The following is a 22,773-nucleotide window of genomic DNA, read 5'->3' on the forward strand; positions in this document are numbered from 1 at the left end:
CATCTCCTCCTGTACGGCCGGGTTCTCGTAGTTGAGATCGGGCTGGTGGGAGAAGAAGCGGTGCCAGTACTGTTTGCGGACGGGGTCGAAGGTCCAGTTGGAGGCTTCGGTGTCGACGAAGATGATGCGGGCGCCGGGGAACTGTTTGTCGTCGTCGGCCCAGACGTAGTAGTCGCCGTAGGGTCCGTCGGGGTCTTTTCTCGATTCCTGGAACCACGGGTGCTGGTCGCTGGTGTGGTTCATGACGAAGTCGATGATGACGCGCATGCCGCGTTGGTGGGCGGCGTCGACGAATTCCACGAAGTCGGCGAGGTCGCCGAACTCGGGGAGGACGGCGGTGTAGTCGGAGACGTCGTAACCGCCGTCGCGCAGGGGTGACTTGAAGAACGGCGGGAGCCAGATGCAGTCGATGCCGAGCCACTGCAGGTAGTCGAGTTTCGCGGTCAGGCCCTTGAGGTCGCCGATGCCGTCGCCGTCACTGTCCTGGAAGGAGCGGACGAGGACCTCGTAGAAGACGGCGCGTTTGAACCAGTCCGGGTCCCGGTCCTTCCGCGGCGTGTCCTCAAAGGTGTCCGGGATGGGCTTGTTCGTGGTCATGGCGTACCTGACCCTCCGATCTGCGACGAGGAGGACGAGCTGTCGGAGGAGAGCGGGACATGGAGGATGTGCGCGGGCGCCCGCCCGGGCTCCAGGCGCACGTAGTTCGTCCGTCCCCAGTGGTAGGTCTCCCCTGTCAACTCGTCGCGCACCGGCATGGTCTCGCCCGTGCCCAGGCCGAGTTCCGCCATGTCGAGTGTGATCGTGGCCTCCTGGGCACGGTGGGGATCGAGGTTGACGACCACCACGACCGCGTCCGAACCGGTGCGCTTGCTGTACGCGATCACCGCGTCGTTGTCCGTGTGGTGGAAGCGCAGGTTCCGCAGTCCGTGCAGTGCGGGGTGCCGCCGTCGGATGTGGTTGAGCGCCGTGATGAGTGGGGCGATGGTGCGTCCGTCGCGTTCGGCGGCGTCCCAGTCGCGGGGGCGGAGTTGGTACTTCTCGGAGTCGAGGTATTCCTCGCTGCCGGGTTTGAGGCGGGTGTTCTCGCAGAGTTCGTAGCCGGAGTAGACGCCCCAGGTGGGGGAGAGGGTGGCGGCGAGGACGGCGCGGAGTTCGAAGGCGGGGCGGCCGCCTTCCTGGAGGAAGGCGTGGAGGATGTCGGGGGTGTTGACGAAGAAGTTGGGCCGCATGTAGGCGGCTGCCTCGCCGGCGAGTTCGGTGGCGTAGTCGGTGAGTTCCTGCTTGGTGTTGCGCCAGGTGAAGTAGGTGTAGGACTGCTGGAAGCCGGTGGCGGCCAGGGTGTGCATCATCGCGGGGCGGGTGAAGGCCTCGGCCAGGAAGATGACGTCCGGATCGGTGGCGTTGATCCGGGCGATGACCTGTTCCCAGAAGACGACCGGTTTGGTGTGGGGTTGTCGACGCGGAAGATGCGTACCCCGTGGTCCATCCAGTGGCGCAGGATCCGGACGGTCTCGGTGATCAGGCCGGGCATGTCGGCGTCGAAGGCGATGGGGTAGATGTCCTGGTACTTGGGCGGGTTCTCGGCGTAGGCGATGGTGCCGTCGGGGCGGTGGTTGAACCACTCGGGGTGTTTGTGGACCCAGGGGTGGTCGGGGAGCACTGCAGGGCGAAGTCCAGGGCCACTTCCATGCCCAGGGCCCGTGCTTCGGCGACGAAGAAGTCGAAGTCCCCGATCGTGCCCAGATCCGGGTGGACGGCGTCGTGGCCGCCTTCGGGGAGCCGATGGCCCAGGGCACGCCGACGTCGTCGGGGTGGGGAGAGGGTGTTGTTGCGGCCTTTGCGGAAGGTGGTGCCGATGGGGTGGATGGGTGGGAGGTAGACGACGTCGAAGCCCATGGCGGCGATGGCGGGCAGGCGCCGTGCGGCGGTGCGGAAGGTTCCGTGGGGCTGCTCGGGGGTGCCCTCGGAACGGGGGAAGAACTCGTACCAGGAGCCGAACAGGGCCCGTTCGCGTTCCACCAGCAGGGGCAGCGGTTCGGAGGAGGTGACCAGTTCCCGCAGGGGATGCCGGGCCAGGACCTCGTCCACCTCAGGCGCCAACGCCGCAGCCAGCCGGTCGGCGGCCGGCAGGGTGTCGTCGCGGAGCCTGCCGACCACCGCCACCAGGACCGCGTGCAGGTCCGCCTCCGGCACCCCGGCGGCCGCCCGTACGAAGAGTTCGGCGCCCTCCTCCAGGACGAGCCCTGTGTCGATGCCGGCCGGGACCTTGACGCGGGCGGTGTGACGCCAGGTGGCGACGGGGTCGCTCCATGCCTCGACGCGGTACGTCCAGCGGCCCTCACAGGTGGGGGTGACCAAGGCACCCCAGCGGTCGGTGCCGGGGGCCAGCTCGCGCATCGGGGTCCACGGGGCCGGACGGCCCTCGGGATCCTTGAGCACGACATTGGCGGCCACCACGCTGTGCCCCTCGCGAAACAGCGTCGCGGTGACCTCGAAGGTCTCGCCGACGACTGCCTTCGCGGGACGCCTGCCGCACTCGACGAGCGGGCGGACATCCCTGACGGGGACGCGGCCGACGGCCGGGGCCGGAGTCGGGCTCATGGGTCTCACCTCCGCCGTGCTCGGGGATCGGCGCTGGGCCGAACGGGTGCTCTGCGGGTCCTACAGCCCTGCCTTGGAACGCCGACCGGAGGGCGGACCACCTGTGGCGGAACGGCTCTCGCCGGTCCGGGTCTTGCCGGCCCCTTTACGGGCCCGGTCCTTACGGGGCTTGCCGGCGGCCTCCTGTTCGGGACGGTCGCCCTGCTCCTGGAGACGGGAGGGCGGGCTCGTCTGCAGATAGCGCTCGGCGGCCGCCACGGCCTCCCGGGCACAGCGTTTGCCCATGAGGACACACAGCGTGTAGCCCGAGTCCTCGAAACTGTCCCGGGCCGCGCGGTCGGTCGGGGACGCGAGCATCACGCGTTCCCAGGTGCGGTAGCGCCGCAGATGTCTGGCCACCTCATTCTTGGCGGGCAGCAGCATGTGCTGGTCCCTCCCGGCACTCTCGGCGGAGCACGCTTCCCGGGGGGAGGTCGTGCACGGAGGGGCATCGAACGCTCACGGAGCCGATGCCTTCACTCATGGTGCACGCGCAACCACCAGGCGTCTTGTTGGTTCTTCAACAACCTCGGGAGTCGCTCGTGTTGCACGAATGGCGTAGCCCTCCCACTCTGTAGGTGACTCAGAAGTAATCGGTGCTCACGCTTCGTGCATCCACGGAGGGAGCTTCGCCGGTGAGGAGCCAACGACGATGAAGACCGAAGTGCCTCGCTACTACCACCTCGACGTGGAAGTCAGTCCGGAGCGGGTCGGGCAGGTCAGCCGCATCCTGGCCGCTCACCTCCGGTTCTGGGACCTGGAGACGCTCGTCCAGCCCGTCTGCCACAGCGCCGAACTCCTCCTGCACACCATCGAGGAGCACGCGACGGACAAGAACACCTCGATCGAGATGTGGTGGAACGGCCAGCACCTCATCTCGGCGGTGGCCGAGAACGACCGAGAGCTGCGCCCCGACCGGGAGTTGCGTCCCTGCCTGACCCGTATCGCCGCGCTCAGCGACGGCTGGGGCTGCTGCTCCACGGACACCGGCAGCACGGTCATCTGGTTCACCCAGCGGGCCCCCGTCGACCAGAGCGCGCCCCTGGTGCCGACGGCACCCGAGCCGGCCCTGCGCGCGATGCTCCAGGTGCCCCGCGAGATGCCCGTCGCGACGCTCGCCGGTGCGCCCGGCGGCGAGGCCCCGGACATCCTCGAAGACGCGCGGTGACCGTGCGTCCGGACCGCGAAGGGGTGCCCGTGTGGAGCGGGCACCCCTACCCGCTGGGCGCCTCCTACGACGGCACCGGCACCAACTTCGCCCTCTTCAGCGAGGTCGCCGACGGCGTCGACCTCGTGCTCGTCGACGACGTGGGCCGCCATCGCACCGTCCCTCTCACCGAGGCCGACGGTTTCGTCTGGCACGGCCGGCTCCCCGGCGTCGGACCCGGGCAACGCTACGGCTACCGGGTGCACGGCCCCTGGGACCCCGCCGCCGGCCACCGCTGCGATCCGGCGAAGCTGCTGCTCGACCCGTACACCACGGCCGTCGACGGACAGGTCGACAACCACCCCTCCCTCCGCGAACCCGGCGCCGACAGCGCCGGGCACACCATGCTCGGCGTCGTCACCGACCCGTTCTTCGACTGGGGGGACGACCGCCCGCCGCGCCGGCCGTACGCCGACACCGTCGTCTACGAGGCCCACGTCCGCGGCCTCACCCGCACCCACCCCGACGTTCCCCCCGAACTGCGCGGCACCTACGCCGGGTTGGCCCATCCCGCCGTCGTCGAGCACCTCACCTCGCTGGGCGTGACCGCGATCGAGCTGATGCCGGTCCACCAGTTCGTGCAGGACGGCGTCCTGCAGGACCGGGGCCTCGTCAACTACTGGGGCTACAACACCATCGGCTTCTTCGCGCCCCACAACGCCTACGCCGCCCACGGCACCCGGGGCCAGCAGGTCACCGAGTTCAAGTCGATGGTCAAGGCCCTGCACGCGGCGGGCCTCGAAGTGATCCTCGACGTGGTCTACAACCACACCGCCGAGGGCAACGAGAAGGGACCCACCCTCTCCTTCCGGGGCATCGACAACAGCTCGTACTACCGCCTCGTGGACGGCGACTGGGCGCACTACTACGACACCACGGGCACCGGGAACAGCCTCCTGATGCGGCACCCGTACGTCCTGCAACTGATCATGGACTCGCTGCGGTACTGGGTCACCGAGATGCGTGTCGACGGCTTCCGTTTCGACCTCGCCGCCACGCTGGCCCGGCAGTTCCACGAGGTGGACCGCCTCTCGGCGTTCTTCGACCTGATCCAGCAGGACCCCGTGATCAGCAGGGTCAAGCTCATCGCCGAGCCCTGGGACGTCGGCGAGGGCGGCTACCAGGTCGGCAACTTCCCGCCCCTGTGGTCCGAGTGGAACGGCCGATACCGTGACGCCGTACGGGACTTCTGGCGCGGGCGTCCCCATACGCTCGGCGAGTTCGCGTCCCGGCTGACCGGCTCCGCCGACCTCTACGAGCACAGCCGGCGCCGCCCGCGCGCCAGCGTCAACTTCGTCACCGCGCACGACGGTTTCACCCTGCGCGACCTGGTCTCCTACGACGACAAGCACAACGAGGCCAACGGCGAGGGCAACCGGGACGGCGAGAGCGTCAACCGCTCCTGGAACTGCGGCGCGGAAGGACCCACCAGGGACCCCCGGGTCCTTGCCCTGCGGGCCCGGCAGCAACGCAACCTGCTGGCCACCCTGCTGCTGTCCCAGGGCATCCCGATGATCTGCCACGGCGACGAGTCGGGCCGCACCCAGCGCGGCAACAACAACGCCTACTGCCAGGACAACGAGGTCTCCTGGCTCGACTGGCGGCTCGACGACGAACGGCGCGCGCTGCTCGCGTTCACCCGCGAACTGATCGCTCTGCGCGCGGCGCACCCGGTGCTGCGCCGCCGCCGCTTCTTCCGGGGCGACACCCCGACCCGCGCGGGCCGGCCGCTGCCCGACCTGGTGTGGCTGCGGCCGGACGCCCACGAGATGACCGACGCCGACTGGGACCGCTCCGACGCGCACGCCGTGGCCGTGTTCCTCAACGGCGACGCCATCGCCGAACGCGACCACCGCGGCAACCCCGTCGTCGACGTTTCCTTCCTGCTGCTGCTCAACAGCCACTGGGAACCACGGGTCTTCCGGCTCCCCGGTACCGCGTACGGAGAGCGCTGGACGACCCGCGTCGACACGACCGCGGAACCCGACGGCGACCCGGACGAGTCGGAGCACAAGGCGGGCGCCGAGATCACCTTGGAGGCGCGGGGGCTGATGCTGCTGTCCCGGCCCTCCCGGGCCGGCTGATCCTCGGTCGTCCCGGTCAGCGTTCGCCGCGCGACGTGATCGTGAACTGGGCGCCGTCCGGGTCGCGGAGGACCGCCTCGTGCGCGTCCTGGGTGAGGATCGTGCCGCCGTGGTGCTGAGCGGCCTCGACACGGGCCGCCACGTCGGAGACGGAGAAGTGGACCTGCCAGTGCGGGCGGATCGTGGGGTCGGGGGCGGCCTCCAGCGCGCCGGAGGTGATCCGGGCGACCACCTCGCCCTCGCTGCGCAGGACGACCTCGTTCGCCTCGTAGCGCACCTCGCAGCAGCCGGGCTTCTCGGTGGCCCACTCCAGGACCTCGCCGTAGAAGATCGCCGCGTCGAAGGCGTCCCGGGTGTGCAGCCGGATGAAGGCCGGGGCGGCCTTGCGCCAGGTCTCCCAGTCGGTGAACAGCGCGCCCTCCCAGATCCCGAAGGAGGCGCCGTGCCGGTCCGCCAGCAGCGCGGCGCGTCCGGGCGGGAAGGAGAGGGGGCCGACCGCGACCGTGCCGCCGCGCTCCCTGGCCCGGGACGCGGCCGCGTCGGCGTCCGACACGGCGAAGTACGGGGTCCAGGCCACCGCCATCTGCCACAGGGAGGCCACCCCGGCGATCCCGGCGACCGGTACACCGTCGGCGAGCGCGATCCGGAAGTGGTCGCCGAGCTTGGCCGTACGCCACTGCCAGCCGAGCACGGCGGCGTAGAAATCCTCCGTGGCCGGCAGGTCCCGGCTGGTGAGGCTCACCCAGCAGGGCGCGCCGAAGACGGAATGGCTGGAGACGATGTTCTCCGCGTCCCGGTGATTGCTGTCGCTGTTCATGGCAGTCGTGTCCTGGTCTCGTCCGTCGGCGCTACCCGGCCGCACTCCAGTGTCCAACCGGATCCGGGGCCGGTGCGCGTCGAGTACCCCGAGACGGGCTTCCGACCCCGGTGACAGCGCGATCTTCGGACGGCCGTTCGGGTGGTGACTGGGGGTCCCAGGTTCTTACCGGGGGTCGCAGCTCACGTCGACTCCCGCCGCACCAGCTCCGTCGGCAGGATCACGGCGGCCGGGGCCTCACCGCCGATCTGCGCCAGCAGGACCCGCACCATCTCGTTGCTGATCCGGTCGTAGGGCTGGCGGATGGTGGTGAGGGCGGGGACGGATTCCGTGGCCGCGGCCGAGTCGTCGAAGCCGCCCACGGACACGTCCTCGGGGACCCGGCGGCCCGCCCGGCGCAGCGCCGTGAGGGCGCCCTGCGCCATCAGGTCGGAGGCCACGAACACGGCGTCCATGTCGGGGGCCCGCTCCAGCAGCAGGTCGGTGCCCGCCTCGCCACTGGCGCGGCTGTAGTCGCCGGAGGTGACGAGCCGCTCGTCGATCGCGACGCCCGCCTCGGTGAGCACCTCCTTGTAGCCGGCGAGGCGGTCGACACCGCCGGGTGAGTCCAGCGGACCGGTCACGACCCCGATCCGCCGACGGCCCAGCGACAGCAGATGGCGGACCATGTCACGGGCGCCGTCGCGGTCGTCGGCGGCCACGTAACTCACCTTGGAGCCGGGAGTCATGGGCTTGCCGCACTGGACGAGGGGGATGCCCGCCTCGCGGAGCTCCTGGGCGACCGGGTCCGCGGAGTGGCTGGACACCACCAGCACACCGTCGACGTGGCCCGCCGTGATGTACCGCGTGATCCGCCGCCGCTCGTCCTCCGTGCCCGCCACCATCAGCAGCAGCGGGATGTCGTGCGCGGCCAGTGCCTGGGTGCAGCACCGCAACAGGACATTGAAGTTGGGGTCCTCGAAGAGCTTCTCCTGCGGTTCCGTCAGCAGGAAGCCGATCGAGTCGGAACGGCCCGTGATCAGCGAGCGGGCGTGCCGGTTCACCACGTAACCCGTCTTGCGGATCGCGGCGTTGACCGCCTCGGCCGCCGTCGGGCTGACGTAGTGACCGCCGTTGAGCACGCGCGAGACGGTTCCCCGGGAGACTCCCGCCTCGCGCGCCACGTCGTGAATGGTCGGCGGTCTGCGCCTGCCCCCCGTGTTGCTCATGGTCATGACTTTACGGCTCCGGAGAGCAGATCGAGGCTCCAGAACCGCTGGATGACCAGGAAGAGCGCGATCAATGGGATCACCGCGAGCAGCGCGCCCGTGATCACCAGGGTGTAGAGCGCCGGGGTGTTGGAGCCCTGTTCGAGGAGGGTGAACAGGCCCAGGGTGATCGGGAACTTCTCGTCGTCGCTGAGCATGATGTACGGCAGCAGGAAGTTGTTCCAGACGGCCACGAACTGGAACAGGAAGACCGTCACCAGACCCGGCACCATCATCGGCAGCGCGATCCGGGTGAAGATCCGCCACTCGCTCGCCCCGTCCATCCGCCCGGCCTCCACCACGTCGGCGGGGACGGCGGCCGCGGCGTAGATCCGGGACAGATAGACGCCGTAGGGGGAGAGGATCAGCGGCAGCAGCACCGACCAGTAGCTGTCCGCCAGGTCCGCCTTCGCCATCAGCAGGTACTGCGGGATCGCCAGGATCACCGGCGGCATCAGCACGCCCGCCATCAGCACGTTGAAGACGGTCTCGCGGCCCTTGAAGCGGTAGATCGCCAGCGCGTAGCCGCTGATCGCGGAGACGGCGGTGGACAGCAGGGCGCCGACGCCCGCGTACAGCGCGGAGTTGCCCATCCACGTCCAGTACACGCCGTCGCGGTAGGCGTTCAGGTCGGACAGGTTGTCCGCGAAGCCGGTGCCCGGCAGGAAGGTGAACGTGCTGAACAGCTCGCTGCCCGACTTGGTGGCCGCGATCAGCACCCAGGCGACGGGCAGCAGACAGTAGATCGCGCCCAGCAGCAGGGTGAGCGTCGGGACGAGCGCGATCCGGCGGCGCAGCGGCGGGCCCTGGGCGGCACCGGGGGTGGTGCCGGCCGCCGGGGCGGCCTTGCGTACGGCAAGAGAGCTCATCGTGCTGCCTCCTGCTTGCTACGGGAGTTCGCGGCCTTCAGGAAGCCGAAGGAGAGGACGAGCGTCGCCACGGCGATGATCACGGCACCCGCGGCCGCCGAGTGGATGTCGCCCTCGCCGAACGCGTCCCGGTACACCTTCATCAGCGGACTCCACGTCGTGGAGACCGAGTTGGTGAGCGGCTTGAGGGTGGTGGGCTCGCTGAACACCTGGAGCGTGGCGATGATCGAGAAGAAGAAGGTCAGCACCAGCGAGGGCGCCACCATCGGGATCTTGATCCGCAGCGCGATCTGCAGCGGCGACGCGCCGTCCAGCTTGGCCGCCTCGTACACCTCGGCGGGGATCGCCTGCAGCGAGGTGTAGATGACGATCATGTTGAAGCCGGTGCCGCCCCAGATCGCGATGTTCGACAGCGCCGCGTACAGGCCGCCGCCGTCCAGCAGGTCCGGCTGCGGCAGGCCCAGCCGCTCCAGCACGAAGGAGAAGGGGCTGACGTCCGGGAGGTAGAGGAAGCCCCACAGCAGAGCCGCCACGACACCGGGGATGGCGTAGGGCAGGAAGATCGCCAGCCGGGTGAAGGGGGCCAGCCGCACCTTGTCGCTGTCCAGCATCAGGGCGAAGACCAGTGCCAGACCGAGCATGACCGGGACGACGATCGCGCCGTAGCCGAGGACGCGCAGGGCGCCGTCCAGCAGTTCGGAGTCGGTCAGCGCGTCGGTGTAGTTCTCCAGGCCCGCCCACACCTCGCTGCGCGCGCCCGAGCCGAGGCCGAGCCCCTTGACCTGCACCTTGCGCAGACTGAGCCAGACCGCGTAGCCGATCGGGAGCGCGAAGAACAGGGCGAACAGGATGGTCGCGGGGAGGAGGAAGGCGTACGGGGCCCCCTTGACCCCGTACGACCTGCGGCGTGCCGTCGTCACTGAGCGACCTCGAAGCCCTGCTTCTTCATGTCGGCGACCGTGTCGTCCTGCATCGTCTTCAGGGCGGCACCGAAGTCCGACTTGTTCTTCGCGGCGGCGCCGAACGCGTCCTTGAAGGTGGTGTACGCGACGTTCACGTTCGGACCCCACGCGGACGGCGCGGTGGTCTTCGCGACCTCGGAGGCCACGGTGTAGAAGTCGGCCTGGTTGGAGAAGAAGGCCGGCGGCTGGGCGAACGCGTCACTGGTCTGCGCGGTGGTGGCGGCCGGGTAGATGCCGCCCTCCTTGGCCAGCGCGGTCAGCGCCTCGGGGTCCGTGTTCAGCCAGGTGGCGAACTTCGCGGCGGCACCCTTGTTCTTCGAGTCCGTGGTGACGGCGGTCGAGGAGCCGCCCCAGCTGCCGGTGGTGTTCTCGGAGGCCGACCACTGCGGCAGCGGCGCCACCTTCCACTTGCCCTCGGTGTCGGGCGCGGCGGTGGTCAGCGTGCCCGGCGCCCAGACGGCGCTGACCCAGGCGATCTGCTTGCCGGTGTTGAGCGCCTTGTTCCAGGCCGGGGTGTACATCGGCTGGTTGTCGATGGCGCCCTCCTTGACCAGCCCGCCCCAGAAGTCGGCGACGCGCCCGGTGGCCGCGTCGTCGATGCCGACCTTCCACTTCTGGCCCTCGGTGGTCCACCACTTCGCGCCCGCCTGCTGGGCGAGACCGGCGAAGAGACCGGAGTCGTTCGCGGAGAAGGTGGTGAGGTCGACGTCCGGGTCCGCCTTCTTCAGCTTGCGCGCGGTCTCGGCGAACTCGTCCCAGGTCTTCGGGACGGTCAGGCCGTGCTTCTTGAAGAGGTCCTCGCGGTAGTAGAACATCATCGGCCCGATGTCCTGCGGTATCGCGTAGACGGCGTCCGTGCCCAGTGTGGTCTGCTGCCAGACACCGTCGGCGAACTTGCCCTTCGCGTCGCCCGTCTCGCCCGCGATGTCGGCGACCGCGTCATTGCTGACCAGGGTCGGCAGCGCCTGGTACTCGGCCTGCACCAGGTCCGGGCCCTTGCCCGCCTTGTGCGCGGTGAGGATCTTGGTGACGAGGGTGTCGCCGGAAGCCTGCTTCTTCGCCGTGACGGTGATCTGCTGCTCCTTGCCGGGACCCTTGTTCCAGAGGTCGACGACCTTGTCCATGCCCGGCGTCCAGGTCCAGTACGTCAGCTTGGCGGGCCCCGACTGAGCCTCGCTGTCGTCGGACCCGCCGCAGGCGGCGAGTGTGGTGGCGCCGAGCGTGACGGCGACGGCGGTGGCCACAAAGCGCCGGTGCTTCGTGCTGTTGGGCATGGATCGTTCTCCCCTGACCTGGGTCCTCGTCTGCTGCGAGGACCATGCCATGCTCTGTGAGCGTTCACAGACAGTGGGTCTGTGAGCGTTCACAGTAGAGAAACATCCCGGACGCTTGTCAATGGTTGTTGCTGTGCGGTTATGTTGGGCCCCGCACTGCGTCGCTGTGTGTGCACGTTCCCAAATGATCGATAAAACGGGAGAGATCCATGCCGGAGACCACCCCCACGGGCCTGACCGGGCTCGCCTTCGGTGGGGACTACAACCCCGAGCAGTGGCCGGAAACCGTCTGGCACGAGGACGTCCGGCTGATGCGCGAGGCCGGCGTCACGATGGTCAGCGTCGGCATCTTCTCCTGGGCTCTGCTGGAGACCTCTCGGGGCACCTACGACTTCGCGTGGCTCGACCGTCTGCTCGACCTGCTCCACGACAACGGCATCCGCGTCGACCTCGGCACCCCCACGGTCGTACCGCCGGTCTGGTTCTACCGCGAGCACCCCGAGGCGCTGCCCGTGGCCGCCGACGGCACCCGCTACGAGTTCGGCTCGCGCGGCGCCATCTGCCACAGCAACGCCGACTACCGGGCCGCCGCCGCGAACATCACCACGAAGCTCGCCGAGCGCTACGCCGACCACCCGGCGCTCGCCCTGTGGCACGTCCACAACGAGTACGGCGTCCCCGTCTCCGCCTGCTACTGCGACTCCTGCGCCGCGCACTTCCGCCGCTGGCTGGAGCGGACGTACGGTGACGTCGCGGCGGTCAACGAGGCCTGGGGCACCGCCTTCTGGGGCCAGCACTACACCGACTTCGCGCAGATCAACCCGCCGCGCACGACCCCCACGGTCGGCAACCCCGGGCAGGCCCTCGACTACAAGCGGTTCGCCGACGAGACCATCCGTGAGAACTTCGTCGCCGAGCGGGACATCCTGCACCGCCTCGCCCCCGGCATCCCGGTCACCACCAACTTCATGACCGCGCTCAGCCAGTGCGACTCCCTGGACTACTGGGCCTGGGGCCGTGAGGTCGACCTCGTCACCAACGACCACTACCTGATCACCGACGGCCGCCGCACCCATGTCAACCTCGCGATGGCCGCCGACCTCACCCGCTCGGTCGGCGGCGGTGCCCCCTGGCTGCTCCTGGAGCACTCCACCTCGGGCGTCAACTGGCAGGCCCGCAACCCCGCCAAGGCCCGCGGCCAGATGGCCCGCAACTCCCTCGCCCACGTGGCACGCGGCTCCGAGGGCGCCATGTTCTTCCAGTGGCGGCAGTCCCGGCGCGGCGCCGAGAAGTTCCACTCGGCGATGCTGCCGCAGGCCGGCACCGAATCCCGGGTCTGGCGCGAGGTCGTCGAACTGGGCGCCTCCCTCGACTCGTTGAGCCAGATCAGGGGCAGCCGGACCGTCGCCGACGTGGCCGTCGTGTGGGACTGGCACTCCTGGTGGGCGCAGAACCTCGCCTGGCGCCCCAGCGAGGACCACGAGGCCCGCGAACGCGTCGACGCCTTCTACGAGGCCCTCTACGACCGCCACCTCACGGTCGACTTCGCCCATCCGGAAGCCGACTTGTCGGCCTATCCCCTTGTCGTCGTTCCCGCGTTGTACCTGATGACGCGAGCGGCGGGGGACAACCTCAAGGCGTACGTCGAGAACGGCGGCACCCTCGTCGTCTCCTACTTCTCCGGGATCGTCGACGAGCACGACGCCGTCCACGAGGGCCCCTACCCTGGTGCCCTGCGGGACGTACTCGGCCTGACCGTCGAGGAGTTCTCGCCCCTGCTCGGCGGCGAGAGCGTCCGCGTCACCGGCCCCGACGGCTCCGAACTGACCGGTGACGTGTGGACCGAGTTCGTGGTGCCGCACGGCGCCGAGCCCGTGTGGACCTACGCCGACGGACTCGCCGCCGACCGGCCCGCCGTCACCCGGCACCGGCTCGGCGAGGGCTCCGCCTGGTACGTCTCCACCCGCCTCGACGCACACGGCCTCGACGCGCTCCTCGGCTGGGCCGCCGACGACGCGGGCATCGCACCCCGCGCCGACCTGCCGCGCGACGTCGAAGTGGTGCGCCGCGCGGGGGAGTCGGGCGACTTCCTCTTCGCGATCAACCACACCGCGCTCGACGCGAAGGTGCCGCTGGACACGGCCGGCACCGAACTCCTCACCGGCGAACGCGCGGTGGGCCGCCTCGTCGTAGCCGCCGGCGGCGTCAGGGTCGTACGCCTCGACCCCTGATCGGCAGATGTGGGCGGCGGCCTGTCACCGAGCCGCACGGGTGACGGCCGCCGCTCCCCGCCCGGGGGCGTTTCCCGGCCCCGGGTCATCCCCGACCCCGACCGGATCTCTGGGGACATCCGGTCGGTCCAGGCGGCGCCGCGCCCACGGCCTTCGGGCGCGGCGCCGCCACAGCACCGCAACACCCGGCTCCCCACCTTCGTCGAAGGGACGACGATGTTCCACGCGAGACGTGCCCTCAGGGCCCTGCTCATACCGCTGTTCGCGGGTCTGGCGCTCACCACCGTGCCCGCCGGCCCGGCACACGCCGCCGCCACGCTCACCAACGGGGGCTTCGAGTCCGACGGCACCGGGACCGCGACGCCGGCCGGCTGGTCGACGTACTCGGCGGGCGGGCAGAACGCCGCCTCCTTCACCGAGTCCGGCGGTCACGGCGGCAGTCACCGCCTCACCCACTGGTCGTCCTCCGCCTACAAGGTGGAGACGTACCAGTACCTGTCCGGCCTGACCAACGGGAACTACAAGCTCACCGCGTGGGTGCGCTCCGGCGGCGGCCAGAACTCCGCGTACCTCGCGCTGAAGAACTGCGGCAGCGCCGAGCAGCGCACCGACATCCCGGTCTCCGCCAGTGGCTGGATCCGGATCGTCACCTCGATCGCGGTGGCCAACAACCAGTGCACCATCAGCGTCAACTCCGACGCCCGTGCCGGGAACTGGATCAACGTCGACGACCTGACCTTCGCGTCCGGGACGACGGGCGTGCCCATCAAGGGCTCCGACGTGTCCTCGCTCGTCAAGAGCGAGGCCAAGGGCGGCGTCTACAGGAACAGCTCCGGCACCACCGGCGACGCCCTCGCCATCCTCAAGGGCGCAGGCCAGAACTACGCACGCCTCAAGGTCTGGGTGAACCCCGCCGACGGCTACAACAACAAGACCCGCGTGCTCGCCGCCGCCAAGCGCGTCAAGGCGCAGGGCATGAAGCTCCTGGTCGACTTCCACTACTCGGACACCTGGGCGGACCCGGGCGCCCAGACCGTGCCGTCCGCGTGGACCGGTCACTCCTACAGCCAGCTGCGGACAGACGTCTACAACCACACCTACGACGTCCTCAACGCCCTCAAGGCGCAGGGCACCACCGCCGACATGGTCCAGGTCGGCAACGAGATCAACGGCGGCATGCTGTGGTCGGCGGGCTCCACCTCCAACTGGTCGCAGCTCGCCGGACTGCTCAACTCCGGCTACGACGCGGTCAAGGCGGTCAACTCCTCCACCCAGGTGGCGCTGCACCTCGCCAAGGGCGGGGACCTGTCCGGCACCCGCTGGTGGTTCGACAACGCCGTCTCCCAGGGCGTGAAGTTCGATGTCATCGGCCTGTCGTACTACGGCTACTGGCACGGCACGCTCGCCGACTTCCAGACCACGCTGGACGACGCGGCGTCCCGCTACGCCAAGCCGGTGTTCGTCGCCGAGACGGCGTACCCGTTCCGGCTGGACAGCGAGGACGCGCACGAGAACATCATCGACCTGTCGAGCGAGCTGGTGTCCGGCTACCCGGCCACCACCGCCGGTCAGACCCGGTGGATGAAGGACATCGCGAGCATCGTCGAGGCCGTCCCGAACGGCCGTGGTCTCGGGATCTTCTACTGGGAGTCGACGTGGACCGCGGTCGACGGCAACGGCTGGGACCCGACGGACGCGGCCTCCGGGAACGGGTGGGAGAACCAGGCGCTGTTCGGATACGACGACAGGCTGCTGCCGGCGGCGGCGTGGTTCAGCCACCGGTGAATACGGGCGACGGGTCCGTGGTGACAGCGCGGGCCGGTGGGGGCCGGTCGCGCAGTTTCCCGCGCCCCTGAAGGGGCGCGCCGGAGGGGCCGTACGTTTCGACGTGCGGCCCCCTCCGGCCGCTCAGCCGCCGAGGAACGCGTGCAGTGAGGTGGCCATGGCTGTGACGAAGGTGTCCCGGACCCGCTCGGGGAGGCGGTCCAGGGCGAGGTTAGGGGGTTGCCAACTGCTTGCCGGGGAGTGCGTACGAGGGTGGATGAGCTCGATCGTGTGATGATCGGCTTCCGGGTTTGCGACGGTGTGGGCTGTTCGGGCTACGGTGAGCGGGCGATCCGGGACACCGGGAACGGAGCCGGCGTGCGGAGCCGCCTTTCCTCCGGAGAGAGGGTCCGGGGCCTCTCCGTCGCCCTCTGTCCGTACCCACCTGGCCAGGTCGTGAGGGAACCGGCCTCCCGGGACGGACCACGTACAGGATGCGTGTCGCCGCCCCGGGGTTGAGTACGCCGGGGACCTGGGGGTACCTCCCACGCCCTTGAGGCAGTGGGGGAACGCCCAAGACCGTTCGGGGCGTGCGGCTGGGCGGACTCACTCATGCTCAGTCCCCAGGAACGGTTGAGGTCCTCCAGTTCGACCAGGCGGACGTCGCCCCAGGTCAGGCCCGTCAGCTCGGGGCCGGTCAGGAAGCGCAGGCCGAGGGAGTCCGCGCCGGCCTTCGGCTTCACCGCGTACGAGGCGGACTTCGGCAGCCGCGTGAGGTCCTCGGGCCGGTCGACGGTGGGGATGACCGGGTACCCGGCGCCGGTGAGGTCCAGCAGGTACTGCTTGCCGACCATGTCGGCGCGGCCGGTCAGTGGGTTGTAGACGCGGGTGCCGAGTGCCGTCGCCCGCTCGCGGAAGGCGTCGTACGCCTCCTGGTGGTGCAGGACGGGCCCGCTGTTGCGGACCACGACCGCGTCGAAGCCGTCCAGCAGGGCCGCCGCGTCCAGCGGGCGGCACAGGGCGATGTCGAACTCCGCGCGCAGCCGGGAGGTGAGGAAGATGTCCTCGTCGCAGTACCGCCGCCCCCGGGCCGGATAGGCGAGGTCGGTGACGTACAGCAGGCGGCGGCGGACGGGCACGGCGGTCTCCCTGGTCGGTGACGGCCAACCTAACCCGAGTGGCCTGTGGGGCGGCTCGGCCCCTGCCAGGATGGAGCGGCGCGGGCGATCGGGCGGACTTTCGGGAGGCGGACATGACGGGCAGCACGGTTTCACGGGGCGCCGCACTGGTACCGGAGGCGTTCGTCGGGATCGGCGGGCGCGGGCCCGAGGACGTGGTCGCCGACGGGCGTGGCCGGGTGCTGACCGGTGTCGAGGACGGCCGGGTCCTGCGGGTGGACGGGCTCGCGGAGCCGGGGCGGGCCCGGGTCGAGACGCTCGCCGAGACCGGCGGCAGGCCCCTCGGCCTCGAACTCCTCCCGGACGGGGACCTGTTGGTGTGCGACGCCGAGCGGGGGCTGCTGCGGGTAGGGACCGGTGACGGCACTGTGCGGGTGCTCGCCGACGAGGTGCGCGGTGAGCGGCTGCGGTTCTGCAGCAATGCCGTGGCGCTTGCCGACGGGACGGTCTTCTTCACGGTCTCCAGCCGCCGATACCCCCTCCACCACTGGATCGGCGACATCGTCGAGCACACCGGGACCGGGCGGCTGCTGCGTCTCGCGCCGGGGGCGGGGGAACCCGAAGTCGTCCTGGAGGGGCTCCAGTTCGCCAACGGTCTCGCACCCTCCGCCGACGAGTCCTTCCTCGTGGTCGCCGAGACGGGCGCCCGGCGCCTGACCCGCGTCCACCTCACGGGGGCCGGGGCCGGCACGAGCGAGCCCTTCGTCGAGGACCTGCCGGGCACGCCCGACAACATGTGGCGCGACCCCGGGAGCGGACTGCTGTGGGGGGCGCTGGCCGGACCGCGCATCGGCGCCCTCGACCGGCTGCACCGCGCGAGTCCGGCCGTGCGCGGCGCCGCGAGCCGGATGGCGGTCCGGGCGCCGTTCCGGCCCCTCGGGTTCGCCGGGGTCGTCGCGGTCGACGACGAGGCACACACGGTCCACACCCTCGTCGACCGCCGTTCCCGCTTCCGCATGGTCACGAGCGCGTGCGTGACGGAGGGGCGGCTGATCCTCGGAAGCCTGTGGGAACGGGGCATCGCGGTGTGCGAGCTGCCGGGGGAGGCGGGCCGAGGACAGCCCGAGGCCGGGTACGGGGGCGTGCGGTGCTGTGAGGGCCCGCGTTACGCTGGTGAACGGCCACGAGACTCCTCGCGGCGCGGCGGTGGGGCCCGCCGTACCCGAACCGCGGCATCGATGCCGACAACGGTCCCTGCTTGCGACGGATCGCGCCCGGACACCCGGGCCCCGGCGAGTAGGAGACGTCTGCGCATGACAGTGCCCCCACCGACAGGGTCCGGTCCTCCACGACCACCCGCCCGTCCCCACGGACCGTCCCCTGGCGGGGCCAGGGACTCGTTGTCGGATGCGTCGCCGTCGGCGGCGCATCCGGCGCTACGGCCCGCTACGGCGTGTCGCTGCTGTGGCCCGCGCAGCCCGGTCACTTCCCGTGGAGCACGTTCTGGGTGAACATCGTCGGCTGCTTCGTGATCGGCCTCTTCATGGTCGTGATCACGGACGTGTGGGCAGCCCATCGGCTGGTGCGGCCCTTCTTCGGCACCGGTGTGCTCGGCGGCTTCACCACCTTCTCGGCGTACGTCGTCGACGTCGAGCGGCTGGTGGACGAAGGGCACCCCCGTACGGCCCTCGCCTATCTCGCCGCCACCCTTCTCGCCGCCCTGGCCGCCGTCTGGCTGGCGGCGGCCACGGCACGCCGGGCCCTCGCGCGGAGGCGGCCATGACAAGCTCTGGACGGCAGCGGCTCACCGGTCCGGCACTCCGTCTCACCGTGGTGATCGGCGAGCAGGACACCTGGCACCACAAGCCGCTCTACAGCGAGATCGTGCACCGCGCACACGCCGCGGGTCTTGCGGGCGCCAGTGTCTTCCGGGGCATCGAGGGTTTCGGTGCCTCCTCGGTCGTCCACACCTCGCGGCTGCTCTCGCTCAGCGAGGACCTGCCGGTCGCGGTGATCATCGTGGACACGGAGGAGCGCGTCCGGGCCTTCCTGCCCCGACTGGAGGAACTGCTCAACGAGGGGGAGGGGCTGGTGGTGCTGGACGAGTGCGAGATCGTCGGTCGGCACGACCCGGCCGCGCCCTCGGCGGAAGGTAAGAGGTCCACGTGAACTGGCTGCTCGTCGTCGTCGGCGCGATGGTGGGCGCGCCCCTGCGCTATCTCACCGACCGGGCCGTGCAGTCCCGCCACGACACGGTCTTCCCCTGGGGGACCTTCATCGTGAACGTCGCCGGATCGCTGGTCCTCGGAGTTCTCACCGGTGCCGTGGCGGCCGGTGCAGCCTCCTCCCACCTGCAGCTTCTCCTGGGCACGGGACTCTGCGGGGCGCTCACCACGTACTCGACCTTCTCGTACGAGACCCTGCGCCTGGCCCAGGACGGCGCGCGCCTGCACGCCGTCGTCAACGTGACGGCGAGCGTGGTGGCCGGGCTGGGCGCGGCCTTCGTGGGGGTGTCGGCGGCGGAGGCCCTGTGGAGGTGAGCCGGGGTCTTACCCGGCTGTAGTACGACTGACTGTGCCGAATCGCCGCGACGATCCCGATCGTCGTCGTGGGGCTGGCCGCCCGGTCGCTGATCGAGGGGCCGCTCGCCTCCCTGTGGGTGGTGGCCGGCTCCCTGATCGTCGGCAGCGGTGTGATGTGGGTCGCCGAGCAGGTGGGCCGGCGCAGGCGCGCGGAGGAGGACACCCGGTTCCGGGACGCGATGCTCGTCGGCGGTTCGCAGATCCTCGCTTTGCTGTTCCCCGGTTTCTCCCGCTCCGGCGCCACCATGTCCACCGCGCTGCTGCTCGACCTCGACCGCGTCGCCGCCACCCGACTCTCCTTCTTCCTCGGTATCCCGGCTCTCACCGGCGCCGGTCTGTACGAGCTGAAGGACGCCCTCGGCGCGGGGGTGGGCGCGGCCCCGCTGATCGCCGGCACCACCGTGTCGTTCGCGGTCGCGTACGCCTCGGTCGCCTGGCTGCTGAAGTTCGTGACCAGGCACTCCTTCCAGGTGTTCGTGTCGTACCGGATCGTCGTCGGCGTGCTGCTGTTCGGACTGCTCGCGGCCGGTGGCCTCAGCTGACGTGGCCCGCAGGGCGCGGCCGGCGCCCGGCACGCAGCGGATCCACCACCGCCCATGACCTGGAAGATCGAATACAGGCCCCCTTGACAGCCGCCTCCGGTCACCCGCAGGATCACCCCCGTGAACCTGTCAGACAGCCAGACAGGTGGCTCGGCACCCCGGCGCGTCAGCGCCATGGAAGCGGTGCTCACCCACCTCCGCGACGCCATCGAGCGCGGCAAGTACGCCATCGGGGACAAGCTCCCCTCGGAGGCGGAGCTCTGCCGACAGCTCGAAGTGAGCCGACCGGTCCTGCGCGAGGCGCTGCGCGCCCTCCAGGTGATGGGGCTGACCCAGTCCCGCACCGGCAAGGGCACCTTCGTGATCGCGAACGCCGTCGAGGACCCCACCTTCGGCGACTACGCGGCCAGCGACCTGCTGGAGGTGCGCCGGCACGTGGAGATCCCGGTCGCCGGGTACGCGGCGGTGCGCCGCACCCCGGAGAACCTGGACCATCTGGCCCATCTGCTGGACCGGATGGAGCGGGAGACCGACACCACTGCCTGGGTCGCGATGGACACCCTCTTCCACCTGGCCGTGGCCGAAGCCGCCCAGAACCCGGTGTTCCGCCGGGTGATCGAGGAGATCCGGGACGCACTGGCCCGCCAGTCGGCCTTCCTCAACGAACTCGGCGGCCGGCGCGAGCAGTCCAACCGAGAGCACCGGGCCATCGTCGAGGCGCTGATCGACGGTTCCGAACACGACGCGGTGGAGGCCATGTCCCACCACCTCGACCGCGTCGAGAACACCCTCACCGACATCGTGCGTTCCCCGCGCACGGACAGCTCCACGGAAGGCGGACCCGAGGCGTGAGCGAGCAGTCCCTCGAGAAAGACGCCGTACAGGCCGGGCAGCCGACGGCCCACGTCGACGCCGGAGACGCCGGCTACAGCAAGTCCCTCAAGTCCCGCCACGTCAACATGATCGCCATCGGCGGCGCGATCGGCACCGGCCTCTTCCTCGGCGCCGGCGGCCGTCTCGTCGACGCCGGCCCGTCCCTGTTCATCGCCTACGCGGTCTGCGGAGTCTTCGCCTTCCTCGTCGTCCGTGCCCTCGGCGAACTGGTCCTCTACCGGCCCTCGTCCGGCGCCTTCGTGTCCTACGCCCGGGAGTTCCTGGGGGAGAAGGGCGCGTACACGGCCGGCTGGATGTACTTCCTGAACTGGGCCACCACCGGTATCGCCGACATCACCGCGGTCGCCCTCTACACCCACTACTGGGGCATGTTCTCCGACATCCCCCAGTGGGTCATCGCGCTCATCGCGCTCGGGGTCGTCCTCGCCGTGAACCTGATCTCGGTGAAGATGTTCGGCGAACTGGAGTTCTGGTTCGCGATCATCAAGGTGGGCGCGCTCGTCACCTTCATGCTGATCGGCATCTTCCTGCTGGTCACCCAGCAGCCGGTCGACGGCCACACCCCCGGCCCGTCCCTGATCACCGACAACGGCGGCATCTTTCCCAACGGTCTACTGCCCATGCTGCTGATCATCCAGGGTGTCGTCTTCGCCTACGCCTCCGTCGAACTGGTCGGCGTCGCGGCGGGCGAGACGGAGAACCCCGAGAAGGTCATGCCGAAGGCGATCAACTCGATCATGTGGCGCGTCGGTCTGTTCTACGTCGGCTCCGTCCTGCTGCTGGCGATGCTGCTGCCCTGGTCCTCGTACAAGGCCGGCGAGAGCCCCTTCGTCACGGTGCTCTCCAACATCGGCGTCCCGGCGGCCGGCGGCATCATGAACCTGGTCGTGATGACCGCGGCCATGTCCTCGCTCAACTCGGGCCTGTACTCCACCGGCCGCATCCTGCGCTCCATGGCGATGGCGGGCTCCGCCCCGAAGTTCACCGGCGTGATGAGCCGCAACCAGGTCCCCTACGGCGGCATCCTGCTCACCAGCGGTATCTGTGTGCTGGGCGTCGGGCTGAACTTCGTGGTCCCGGCCGACGCGTTCGAGATCGTGCTCAACTTCGCCGCGATCGGCATCATCTGCACCTGGGGCATGATCATGATCTGTCACCTGGTGTTCTGGCAGAAGACCGAGAAGGGCGAGCTGACCCGGCCGAGCTACCGGCTGCCCGGCTCCCCGTGGACCGAACTGGTGACCCTGTTCTTCCTGGCGTCGGTCCTGGTCCTGATGTACGCGGACGGCGGCGCGGGCCGCACGACCGTGCTGTGCCTGCCCCTCATCGTGCTGGCGCTGATCGCGGGGTGGTTCGGCGTGCGTCGCCGGGTCGCCCAGCAGTCGGCCGGAGTGAAGAAGTGATCCACGCCGTGACGTACGACCCCACGACCACCGGCGCCTCGGCGATCCCTGCGGCTCCGGTGGCCGCGGCCCCCGCGATCCGGGAACCGCTGCACGCCCCCGTCGCCCACCTCGTACGCGGAGGTGTCATCGAGGGCATCCACCACGGCTCCGTCGTGGTGCTGGGTGCCGACGGGGAGGTGGAACTCCAACTCGGCGACATCGAGGCGGCGTTCTACCCCCGGTCGGCGCTCAAGCCGGTCCAGGCCGTGGCGATGCTGCGCGCCGGACTCCCCCTGGACGGCGAACTGCTGTCGCTGACCGCCGCCAGCCACTCCGGCGAGGAACGCCACCTCGCCGGAGCCCGGCGGATCCTGGAGCTGGCCGGCGTCACCGAGGCCGACCTGCGCAACGTCACCGACATGCCGTACGACCCGGCCGTCCGCGACGTGTGGATACGCGAGGGGAGGCAGCCCTCCCGTCTCGCGCAGAACTGCTCCGGCAAGCACGCCGCCATGCTCTACACCTGCAAGCTCAACGGCTGGTCCCTGGACGACTACCTCGACCCGGCCCACCCCCTGCAGCAGGCCATCGCGGAGATCGTCGAGGACCTCACCGGGCAGGCCGTCGCCCGGGTGACCGTCGACGGCTGCGGCGCGCCCCTGTTCTCCGTCTCCCTGCACGGTCTCGCCCGCGCCCTCGCCCGGATCACCACCGCAGCCGAGGGCACCCCCGAGCGCACCGTCGCCGACGCCATGCGCGAACACGCCGAGATGGCCTCCGGCGCCGGACGCGACGTCGCCGAGCTGATGCGGGCCGTGCCCGGACTGCTCACCAAGGACGGCTTCGAGGGCGTCCAGGTCGCCGTGCTGCCCGACGGCCGGGCCGTCGCCGTGAAGATCGCCGACGGCGCGAACCGGGCCCGGGTGCCGGTGACCGCGGCGGCGCTCGTACGGGCCGGGGTCGATCCCGAGACTCTCGCCGGGTTCTCGGGTGAGGCGCTGCTCGGGGGCGGGCGGGAAGTGGGTCGGGTCAGTGCGGTGCGGGCGCTGGATCCGATGCCGCGTCTGCCCTGACGGGTGGCTGCGTTGTCGGGTGCGGGCCCGGTGGGGCTTCTCTCGCAGTTCCCGCGCCCCTGAAAAGCGGGGCTGCGCCCTGCT

Annotated in this window: 17 protein-coding genes and 4 pseudogenes; 12 read left to right on the top strand and 9 right to left on the bottom strand. The window is 70.3% G+C overall.

Annotated elements, in window-relative coordinates; all coding sequences use genetic code 11:
• From E4N62_RS05980 to E4N62_RS05990, 3 genes and pseudogenes are all read right to left on the bottom strand, one after another.
• Positions 1 to 597 (bottom strand): alpha-amylase family glycosyl hydrolase (locus tag E4N62_RS05980; RefSeq protein WP_268269102.1); only part of this gene is annotated, 597 nt, incomplete at its 3' end.
• A pseudogene (locus E4N62_RS05985) lies at positions 594 to 2,601 on the bottom strand (maltotransferase domain-containing protein). The pseudogene E4N62_RS05985 and the gene E4N62_RS05980, both read right to left, overlap by 4 nt.
• 60 nt (positions 2,602 to 2,661) lie before the next feature.
• A complete protein-coding gene (locus E4N62_RS05990) occupies positions 2,662 to 3,024 on the bottom strand; it encodes a DUF5133 domain-containing protein (RefSeq protein ID WP_230212504.1) in 363 nt (120 codons plus the stop codon).
• Between the two features lie 268 nt (positions 3,025 to 3,292).
• Between E4N62_RS05990 and E4N62_RS05995 the strand changes: the two genes are divergently transcribed.
• Entirely contained in the window at positions 3,293 to 3,808 is a 516-nt protein-coding gene (locus E4N62_RS05995) for a pep a2 (protein WP_230212507.1), read from the top strand.
• Positions 3,805 to 5,931, top strand: a complete 2,127-nt coding sequence (glgX, locus tag E4N62_RS06000; protein WP_230212509.1) for a glycogen debranching protein GlgX — start codon at positions 3,805 to 3,807, stop codon at positions 5,929 to 5,931. The genes E4N62_RS05995 and glgX overlap by 4 nt, the downstream gene beginning before the upstream one ends.
• Positions 5,932 to 5,947: 16 nt before the next feature.
• Here glgX and E4N62_RS06005 read toward each other — a convergent pair whose 3' ends face one another.
• From E4N62_RS06005 to E4N62_RS06025, 5 genes are all read right to left on the bottom strand, one after another.
• Complete coding sequence (locus E4N62_RS06005) at positions 5,948 to 6,748, bottom strand: VOC family protein (protein WP_184898189.1); 801 nt, start codon at positions 6,746 to 6,748, stop codon at positions 5,948 to 5,950.
• A 182-nt stretch (positions 6,749 to 6,930) separates the two neighbouring features.
• Positions 6,931 to 7,962, bottom strand: a complete 1,032-nt coding sequence (locus E4N62_RS06010; protein WP_230212511.1) for a LacI family DNA-binding transcriptional regulator — start codon at positions 7,960 to 7,962, stop codon at positions 6,931 to 6,933.
• Positions 7,959 to 8,864, bottom strand: coding sequence for a carbohydrate ABC transporter permease (locus tag E4N62_RS06015; RefSeq protein ID WP_230212513.1), 906 nt, complete (start codon positions 8,862 to 8,864; stop codon positions 7,959 to 7,961). The genes E4N62_RS06010 and E4N62_RS06015 overlap by 4 nt, the downstream gene beginning before the upstream one ends.
• Positions 8,861 to 9,784 (bottom strand): carbohydrate ABC transporter permease, encoded by a 924-nt coding sequence (locus tag E4N62_RS06020; RefSeq protein ID WP_230212516.1) that lies wholly within the window; start codon positions 9,782 to 9,784, stop codon positions 8,861 to 8,863. The genes E4N62_RS06015 and E4N62_RS06020 overlap by 4 nt, the downstream gene beginning before the upstream one ends.
• Positions 9,781 to 11,100, bottom strand: coding sequence for an extracellular solute-binding protein (locus tag E4N62_RS06025; protein WP_230212518.1), 1,320 nt, complete (start codon positions 11,098 to 11,100; stop codon positions 9,781 to 9,783). Before E4N62_RS06025 ends, E4N62_RS06020 begins: the two co-directional genes overlap by 4 nt.
• A 209-nt stretch (positions 11,101 to 11,309) precedes the next feature.
• On the opposite strand from E4N62_RS06025, the gene E4N62_RS06030 reads away from it, so the two are divergent.
• Together E4N62_RS06030 and E4N62_RS06035 are read left to right on the top strand one after the other, a co-directional pair.
• A complete protein-coding gene (locus tag E4N62_RS06030; protein ID WP_230212520.1) occupies positions 11,310 to 13,331 on the top strand; it encodes a beta-galactosidase in 2,022 nt (673 codons plus the stop codon).
• Between the two features lie 216 nt (positions 13,332 to 13,547).
• The gene (locus E4N62_RS06035; RefSeq protein ID WP_230212523.1) at positions 13,548 to 15,116 is read left to right on the top strand and encodes an arabinogalactan endo-1,4-beta-galactosidase; all 1,569 of its coding nucleotides are present in this window, start codon (positions 13,548 to 13,550) and stop codon (positions 15,114 to 15,116) included.
• 314 nt (positions 15,117 to 15,430) lie between these two features.
• Here the strand turns inward: E4N62_RS06035 and E4N62_RS06040 are convergent, their stop codons facing one another.
• Positions 15,431 to 16,234 (bottom strand): hypothetical protein, encoded by an 804-nt coding sequence (locus E4N62_RS06040; RefSeq protein WP_230212525.1) that lies wholly within the window; start codon positions 16,232 to 16,234, stop codon positions 15,431 to 15,433.
• 113 nt (positions 16,235 to 16,347) lie between these two features.
• On the opposite strand from E4N62_RS06040, the pseudogene E4N62_RS06045 reads away from it, so the two are divergent.
• The 8 genes and pseudogenes from E4N62_RS06045 to E4N62_RS06080 all read left to right on the top strand — a co-directional run.
• Positions 16,348 to 17,313 (top strand): annotated as a pseudogene (locus E4N62_RS06045) (SMP-30/gluconolactonase/LRE family protein); the annotation flags it as partial.
• Positions 17,314 to 17,582: 269 nt separating this feature from the next.
• Positions 17,583 to 17,996, top strand: a pseudogene (gene crcB, locus E4N62_RS06050) (fluoride efflux transporter CrcB); the annotation flags it as partial.
• Positions 17,993 to 18,382: a DUF190 domain-containing protein gene (locus E4N62_RS06055; protein WP_230212527.1), complete on the top strand. Its 390-nt coding sequence runs from the start codon at positions 17,993 to 17,995 to the stop codon at positions 18,380 to 18,382. The pseudogene crcB (E4N62_RS06050) and the gene E4N62_RS06055, both read left to right, overlap by 4 nt.
• Positions 18,379 to 18,753 carry a fluoride efflux transporter CrcB gene (crcB, locus tag E4N62_RS06060; RefSeq protein WP_184898206.1) on the top strand — a complete coding sequence of 125 codons (375 nt, stop codon included), beginning with the start codon at positions 18,379 to 18,381 and terminating at the stop codon, positions 18,751 to 18,753. Before E4N62_RS06055 ends, crcB (E4N62_RS06060) begins: the two co-directional genes overlap by 4 nt.
• A 41-nt stretch (positions 18,754 to 18,794) precedes the next feature.
• Positions 18,795 to 19,337 (top strand): annotated as a pseudogene (locus tag E4N62_RS06065) (undecaprenyl-diphosphate phosphatase); the annotation flags it as partial.
• A gap of 120 nt (positions 19,338 to 19,457) precedes the next feature.
• On the top strand, positions 19,458 to 20,189 hold the full coding sequence (locus tag E4N62_RS06070) for a FadR/GntR family transcriptional regulator (protein ID WP_230212529.1): 732 nt from the start codon (positions 19,458 to 19,460) through the stop codon (positions 20,187 to 20,189).
• Positions 20,186 to 21,634, top strand: a complete 1,449-nt coding sequence (locus tag E4N62_RS06075) for an amino acid permease (RefSeq protein WP_230212531.1) — start codon at positions 20,186 to 20,188, stop codon at positions 21,632 to 21,634. Before E4N62_RS06070 ends, E4N62_RS06075 begins: the two co-directional genes overlap by 4 nt.
• Positions 21,635 to 21,642: 8 nt before the next feature.
• On the top strand, positions 21,643 to 22,689 hold the full coding sequence (locus E4N62_RS06080) for an asparaginase (RefSeq protein WP_230212533.1): 1,047 nt from the start codon (positions 21,643 to 21,645) through the stop codon (positions 22,687 to 22,689).
• Positions 22,690 to 22,773: the final 84 nt, after the last annotated feature.

The organism is Streptomyces sp. MNU76, from assembly GCF_020982545.1.
In the GTDB taxonomy this organism is placed as follows: domain Bacteria; phylum Actinomycetota; class Actinomycetes; order Streptomycetales; family Streptomycetaceae; genus Streptomyces.

Bases quoted from the DNA above. Each gene is read 5' to 3' on its own strand.
- E4N62_RS05995 (WP_230212507.1), top strand. From the start codon at position 3,293: ATGAAGACCGAAGTGCCTCGCTACTACCACCTCGACGTGGAAGTCAGT.
- E4N62_RS06035 (WP_230212523.1), top strand. From the start codon at position 13,548: ATGTTCCACGCGAGACGTGCCCTCAGGGCCCTGCTCATACCGCTGTTC.
- E4N62_RS06010 (WP_230212511.1), bottom strand. From the start codon at position 7,962: ATGACCATGAGCAACACGGGGGGCAGGCGCAGACCGCCGACCATTCAC.
- E4N62_RS06025 (WP_230212518.1), bottom strand. From the start codon at position 11,100: ATGCCCAACAGCACGAAGCACCGGCGCTTTGTGGCCACCGCCGTCGCC.
- E4N62_RS06055 (WP_230212527.1), top strand. From the start codon at position 17,993: ATGACAAGCTCTGGACGGCAGCGGCTCACCGGTCCGGCACTCCGTCTC.
- E4N62_RS06030 (WP_230212520.1), top strand. From the start codon at position 11,310: ATGCCGGAGACCACCCCCACGGGCCTGACCGGGCTCGCCTTCGGTGGG.
- E4N62_RS06005 (WP_184898189.1), bottom strand. From the start codon at position 6,748: ATGAACAGCGACAGCAATCACCGGGACGCGGAGAACATCGTCTCCAGC.
- E4N62_RS06015 (WP_230212513.1), bottom strand. From the start codon at position 8,864: ATGAGCTCTCTTGCCGTACGCAAGGCCGCCCCGGCGGCCGGCACCACC.
- E4N62_RS05990 (WP_230212504.1), bottom strand. From the start codon at position 3,024: ATGCTGCTGCCCGCCAAGAATGAGGTGGCCAGACATCTGCGGCGCTAC.